We start from the raw sequence: 6,422 nt of genomic DNA on the forward strand, positions 1-6,422 counted from the left end.
TCCTTTGGTGATGGTGTTTCTTCAATGGCACGCATTTGGAAGCTGCCGACTTGCTGATTGAATGCCAACTGAATTGGAAAAGCAGTTTCTTTTGTATTACCAATTAAGCTACCGATATCGGTAATTCTAAAATTAGTAACTCCTGCACCGAATAGAGAGACAAAATTGAGGCGTTCTCCAGGACTGAATTCCCCCAAAATAGTGTCTGCGACCGAGACAGTGAAGCGGTTGTCCTGACCCATGGGGAAGTCGAGAATTTCGGTAAATAAGGTATTTTCTAAGGCTTGAAATTCAAAACCGTAGGTGGTGTGGGGGTCATACCACCGACAACCGGGTACGTTGTTGAAGATTTGCCAACCCCCAGAACTACTACTGGTGGGTAGGATGGGATTTTGTTGGGTNTGCAGAAGCGAAGCCGTCTCCGACTAAACTGCTGTCGTCGTCATCCCAAGAGCTATTGTTGTTGTATGTAGTTAAGTAGGTGTTGGGATTGCATTGATTTGAGGGCAGGTCATTTTTAGTCCAGGCATAAAAGTAGTTTCCCGGAGTTAAGCCGTTGATTTGATGTTGGTTTTCGTTGAAGCCGGCGGTAAGAGTGCCGGAAAATGTTTGGGTGGGTTGAGGAGGCCCAGGAGTGAATATATTTTCCCAACCCCATCTAACCCCACTGTAAATTTCTACCTTTCTTTTCACAATACCTGTTTCCGGCTCTTGAGTTCCTCCTGGAACCTCATTCACTAAATAGGTTTCAGCGTAGAAGTAATGATTTGTTCGATCATACGGCTTTTGCACATATGCCAAGTCACGAAAAAGATTTGAGCTAGAGCCAGAATAGGATTCATCAAAGTATGGACTTGCTGCATTAGAGCGAATATCGAGCTTGTCAATAGGAACTTGATCGTTTATGATATCGCCATTTTCATCAAGATCGAAGTTAATAAGTACCCGCTGAATCCAGTGAACGGTATTACCAGTTGGATCGGTTCCTTCTGGACGGTAATTTAATTTGAAAGCAGCTCCGACTGCGTTACTCACACGAGCTCCATCCAGTGTGCAAGCAAAGTCTGAACCACAGGCGTAATAGTTCTCGACATTGAAACTACCTTCCAAATTGCCTTTTGGGATAAACTCCCAGAATTGACCGAATCGCGTATTTAGTAAATCTAGTAAACCATCCGTTCCTCCAGGTTTAATTTCAAGAACTTGCCCTCTCAACAAACGTCTTGGATCTGGTGGGAAAGGCTTCCCAGGGCTTGCATCAGGCCACGCATCTAATCTTGTAACACCCTGACGATTTTCGTAGAACTGCTCGTATCTGTAAGTTCCATCGCTGTCACCTGGTTGGTCAGGTGTGATTCTAAATGCTAGGCTGGGCCGACTTGTTAGTGTGATTAGCGCGGTCGTCATTAAGAAAAGCAGGTAATGATGTGGAGATCGCACTTTTTTAGCTCCTTTCATATTTAAGTTCTAAACAAATAACAGCCTTTTTGAAATTCAAATCGCAATGAACGAATGCGTCCTTACCTCAACTCTCAACTAGGTGAAACTCCACAAAAGGTGTAGACACCATACCTACCCAAAGGTCTTCAAATAGTAAATCTGGCTTGTCCGTTAGGGATCTATATGTCAACCCAACCTGATATTTACCCGGCTTGAGATCGTTAAACGTCCAAGATGTTCTGCCTCCACCAGAAACTCTAAGCTTCAAACAATTATCTGTTTGCCTTACCAGGTGTACCTTTGGGAAAAAAGTTGCGCTGCTTCCAGGTAAGACTAACTGGAAATCAGATTCTCTTGGGAGAACCCAACCATGACTACCGCCATAGCTCTGACTCGGTATTAGACTATCTGCTCCGATAAGGAATGGAATCAAGCTGTCAAAAGATGTGAAACGAAAAGGAGTTAAAGTGTTGTTGGTAATCTGCATACCAATCTGCACGGAAATATTAATTTCTGGCTGCGTGAAGGCAACATTTATTGTCGGCTGTGGCACTAGGGTTTCAAATCGGATGCCATCTACCTCCACTGCTTTTTTGTTAGCTTCGGCAAATTCAACGAGTCGGAGATTCACCCAAGAACTCGTCAAGAGTTCGGGTTCTGAGCTTTCTACTGTGATGATGTCACCCGTAGCTGCATCTTTGAAAGAAAACTCCTCAGTAGGGCTTATGTATGTAAATCGCAATTGGTAGTTTTTCAGTTGTAAAGGCTCAAAAGACCAGGAGGAGTTAGGGTTAATTTGTGTTTTGGAAGAGGTATAAATACTTCCTTGGAACTCAAACCCATTGTTCGCTTTTGAGATTTGGGCAATTAAAGAGCGAATTATAGTTTGTTTAGGTGGGATGGAAATGCCCTGGTAATGGCTAATTGTAAGTTGCCTGTCTATCAATCTTGTAGGATGTAGTGCTTGAGCATCTACTCCCACAATTTCTAGCATTAATAGGTGATTGATGAAGGGAAATGGAGTTGTCGTGTTGTTGGTAATTAATACGTTAATCTGTAGAGGGATACCGATACTATTAGTAAAATCTAGCTTGGGTATCACGATTAAGTCTGGTTCCCAAATTTCTATACATATTCCCTCTGCTTCAATAACACTACTGTCAACAGATTCTCGGAATGTCATGTTAGCTGATCTCCCTATCTATAAGAAATGATTCGGTAATCTTTCTGTTAGACAAAATATTAACTTTGAATACGCCACTTAATCAATTAGAAGAAATACTGAATTTTGCTCGATTAATCTGTCAATTTTTACCCGTAAATTCAGTAATATTACTGAACTTAAGGACTAAACAGAGTTGAAAGTAACCCACTTTGGAATAAGTCCAGATTTCGCCTCGATTATCACCCCAAGGATTAATCAGAATCAGACTCAGAGCTAACAACAAAGTATAGAGATATTTCATGGCTCTTTGTCCTTCTGCTGCTGAATTTTTCGCCATTGAAAGATCCCCCATCCCCCCAACATGAATAAACCCACAATTGCTTTAGGTTCGGGTATCTCCTTTGGTGATGGTGTTTCTTCAATGGCACGCATTTGGAAGCTGCCGACTTGCTGATTGAATGCCAACTGAATTGGAAAAGCAGTTTCTTTTGTATTACCAATTAAGCTACCGATATCGGTAATTCTAAAATTAGTAACTCCTGCACCGAATAGAGAGACAAAATTGAGGCGTTCTCCAGGACTGAATTCCCCCAAAATAGTGTCTGCGACCGAGACAGTGAAGCGGTTGTCCTGACCCACGGGGAAGTCGAGAATTTCGGTAAATAAGGTATTTTCTAAGGCTTGAAATTCAAAACCGTAGGTGGTGTGGGGGTCATACCAGCGACAACCGGGTACGTTGTTGAAGATTTGCCAACCCCCAGAACTACTACTGGTGGGTAGGATGGGATTTTGTTGGGTTCCACCAGGTCGGGGTCTTGGAAGGACGACTCCCCCACCTCCACTGCTTCCGACGATGATCTCTGGTGGGGCAGATTTAGAATCGTAGACTGTGGCATAAAGTTCGTAGTTGCCACTGTCTTCTCCGCGACCCCCTGGATTAGCTGCACGGACACTTAGATTAATAGTACCGTCATCGGCTACGATACCTGCGAGTGCAGAAGCGAAGCCGTCTCCGACTAAACTGCTGTCGTCGTCATCCCAAGAGCTATTGTTGTTGTATGTAGTTAAGTAGGTGTTGGGATTGCATTGATTTGAGGGCAGGTCATTTTTAGTCCAGGCATAAAAGTAGTTTCCCGGAGTTAAGCCGTTGATTTGATGTTGGTTTTCGTTGAAGCCGGCGGTAAGAGTGCCGGAAAATGTTTGGGTGGGTTGAGGAGGCTGAGGATTGGATGTGTTTTGCCAGCCCCAAGAAATTCCATTGTGAATTGTGACTCTCTTTTCTTGTTTTGGATCTTGGAAATTAGCCGAGGGATTTTCTAGCTCAACCAAATACAGTGTAGCAAGCCATAAATGGGAGTTTTCTAACTCAAATACTCGTGGGCCGTCTTGAAAATAAGAACCTGTAGCTTTTAGACCTGGAACTTGAATAAGATCGTAGAATGGGTTATCTTGCTTAGGATTATAAGGAATATCAATAAAATTCCGATCAAACACAGTATAATTGAAATTAGACTGACCTACAGAGCCACGGGTAGAGCGTACCTGCTGAATCCAGTGAAATTTGTTTTCGACTGGGATTTCAACACCATTTTTATCGACGTGCCTGACTGCGATATTAGCCCCTAGAGAAAGCTGATTTTGCCCTGTAATAGGATTCGGCCAAGGGGCAAAAAATGGACTATATAATTCTACGTTAAAATTACTGTCGAGGTCATTTTGGGCAGACTGGAATATCCACCCGTCTTTAGCAGGAAAAGTATCTCTTAATATCTTCAAAAAATCATTTTTTTTTATGTCAGGTGGTTTAAGTTCTTGAATCCCAAATGTATCTAAATAACCCGTAAAATAACTATTACTATAAAAAGTTAGACTGTATTGCGCGTTATTAGGCTGTGTCTGACCAGTCACAGAAAAAGCAAAACTAGATTGACCTGTAAATCCAAAAACTAAGGTAGTCAAGCCAAATAAGAAATATTGTCGTACTTGCATTTTTCGCTCCTTTTTTATATGTTTTAGCGTGCTACTAAACGAATATCTACCATCGGAGTAACGACTGGAACTGTACAGATATCTGTTAACAACCTAGATGCCCGTATTTCTGGGTCATAAACTGATAGTGATGTGGGGTTCATAATAGGATATCCAAATCCAATTCGATATAAACTTGGATTGAGAGAGTCAAAATACCATGTACCGTTAAATCTGTCATTACCACCTAGTCGAAGCTTTCTATTGTGCCAAAAGATTTTGGCATCCACAGATAGAGTTAGACTTTTCCCTGGTTGGATTAATGGACAATCAGATATCTGAGGTTGGCGAGTCCTATTTCTCGCTCCTTCCACTTGCAATAAATAACCTAATGAACTCACCATTCCTGGAATAAGACTATCCAATTGATTAAAGCGACGGGGAACTGATGAATTATTTGTAATGCGTAAACCCAACTGCACGGGGGTATAAGCATCAGGTTGGTTGGGTGGGATAATCAATAATCGCTGCGGTACTATAAGTTCAAAACGCATACCATCTAATTGAGCCACATTGCCGTCAATTAATACGGGTTCAACTATGCGGAGTGACAAGAAGTTCGTCCCGCCCCTACCTATGCCAGTTCTTTCTACTCTTGTTTCTTCTCCTCGGTAAGAGCATGAAGTCGCTTCGCCAGAGTTTTCATATACAAACCGAAGCTGATAAGCTCCCGGCTTGATATCCTCAAAATACCAAGGACTACTAACAATTTTGAGTTGAAGTTTATTATTTTCCCAAACAAGAGCTACCTGAGCAAAAAAGCCAAAACGTTGTCCGGGATTGACTAGGTTACGGGTATATTCTCCAGTACCAACACCCCTATTCGTAACACTTTGTCGCTGTAGTATTTGACCATCAGGTGCTATCAGTTCTGGCAGTAGGGTATCGTAACTCGGACAAATGGGGTTTGGGGTATTGTTAGTCAAGTTAACGTTAAGGAACCAAGAATTACTAAAATCGGGAGTGGGCTTATCTGTTGGGATTGGTAAAACTAAAAGTGTAGGAGCCTGCACAACTACTTCCATTGGGATGCCCCAAGCTTCAACTGCATTAGTGTCAGTTAATTTTTCAGATATTTGAGCAGACTTTCCAATTTTCACATCTATTGGCACTGTCAAACCTCTGGGCACGTAGCTGTTTGCCACTACCTGGAAAAAAACTAAAGCCAAAGCCAAACAGAAAATCAAAAAGTTACGCATGAGAATCCCTCTGAAATAGCGACTCCTGTAGTCAGTCCTAGATTTAACACAACATGAGAGTGCAACATCAAGCTGCTCCGGTGCAAGGCGTACAATCGCTTATACCCTAAAGCTGGTTTTGCGATTCAGAAGACGACATCAGCACTCATGGCCCTGAAATTAGGAGCAATCCAATCGCCGACCTAGGGAATGATTCGGTCATCTTTTTATTAGACAAAATATTAACCCTTAATACGCAACTTAATCAATTAGAATAAATACTGAATTTTGCTCAATTAATCTGTCAAATTTTTACCCGTAAATTCAGTAATATTACTGAACTTATTAAGATCGTTAAATCAAATCTTTCTGTCCAGAGAATTGAAAGATTTAATAGCGTTATCAGTAGAACCGCAAAAATTTTAGGATAAGTCCAGATTTCGCCTCGATTATCACCCCAAGGATTAATCAGAATAACACTCAGAGCCAACAACAAAGTATAGAGATGTTTCATGGCTCTTTATCTTTCTGCTTCTTAATTTTTCGCCATTGAAAGATCCCCCATCCCCCCAACATGAATAAACCCACAATTGCTTTAGGTTCGGGTATCT

At 41.7% G+C, this 6,422-nt stretch carries 4 protein-coding genes and 1 pseudogene; all 5 read right to left on the minus strand.

Going from position 1 to position 6,422, the window contains the following annotated elements; genetic code table 11:
- Positions 1 to 242: pseudogene (locus PL8927_RS28190) on the minus strand (PEP-CTERM sorting domain-containing protein); the annotation flags it as partial.
- Positions 243 to 1,525: 1,283 nt separating this feature from the next.
- Entirely contained in the window at positions 1,526 to 2,623 is a 1,098-nt protein-coding gene (locus tag PL8927_RS25585; protein ID WP_083626584.1) for a hypothetical protein, read from the minus strand.
- Positions 2,624 to 2,744: 121 nt separating this feature from the next.
- On the minus strand, positions 2,745 to 2,942 hold the full coding sequence (locus PL8927_RS25590; protein WP_156093334.1) for a hypothetical protein: 198 nt from the start codon (positions 2,940 to 2,942) through the stop codon (positions 2,745 to 2,747).
- Positions 2,903 to 4,594, minus strand: coding sequence for a hypothetical protein (locus tag PL8927_RS28710; protein WP_231506143.1), 1,692 nt, complete (start codon positions 4,592 to 4,594; stop codon positions 2,903 to 2,905). Before PL8927_RS28710 ends, PL8927_RS25590 begins: the two co-directional genes overlap by 40 nt.
- A gap of 23 nt (positions 4,595 to 4,617) precedes the next feature.
- Positions 4,618 to 5,832, minus strand: coding sequence for a hypothetical protein (locus PL8927_RS25600; RefSeq protein WP_083626587.1), 1,215 nt, complete (start codon positions 5,830 to 5,832; stop codon positions 4,618 to 4,620).
- Positions 5,833 to 6,422 lie beyond the last annotated feature (590 nt).

This window comes from Planktothrix serta PCC 8927, from assembly GCF_900010725.2.
GTDB classification, from domain to species: domain Bacteria; phylum Cyanobacteriota; class Cyanobacteriia; order Cyanobacteriales; family Microcoleaceae; genus Planktothrix; species Planktothrix serta.

Bases quoted from the DNA above. Each gene is read 5' to 3' on its own strand.
- PL8927_RS25585 (WP_083626584.1), bottom strand. From the start codon at position 2,623: ATGACATTCCGAGAATCTGTTGACAGTAGTGTTATTGAAGCAGAGGGA.
- PL8927_RS25590 (WP_156093334.1), bottom strand. From the start codon at position 2,942: ATGGCGAAAAATTCAGCAGCAGAAGGACAAAGAGCCATGAAATATCTC.
- PL8927_RS28710 (WP_231506143.1), bottom strand. From the start codon at position 4,594: ATGCAAGTACGACAATATTTCTTATTTGGCTTGACTACCTTAGTTTTT.
- PL8927_RS25600 (WP_083626587.1), bottom strand. From the start codon at position 5,832: ATGCGTAACTTTTTGATTTTCTGTTTGGCTTTGGCTTTAGTTTTTTTC.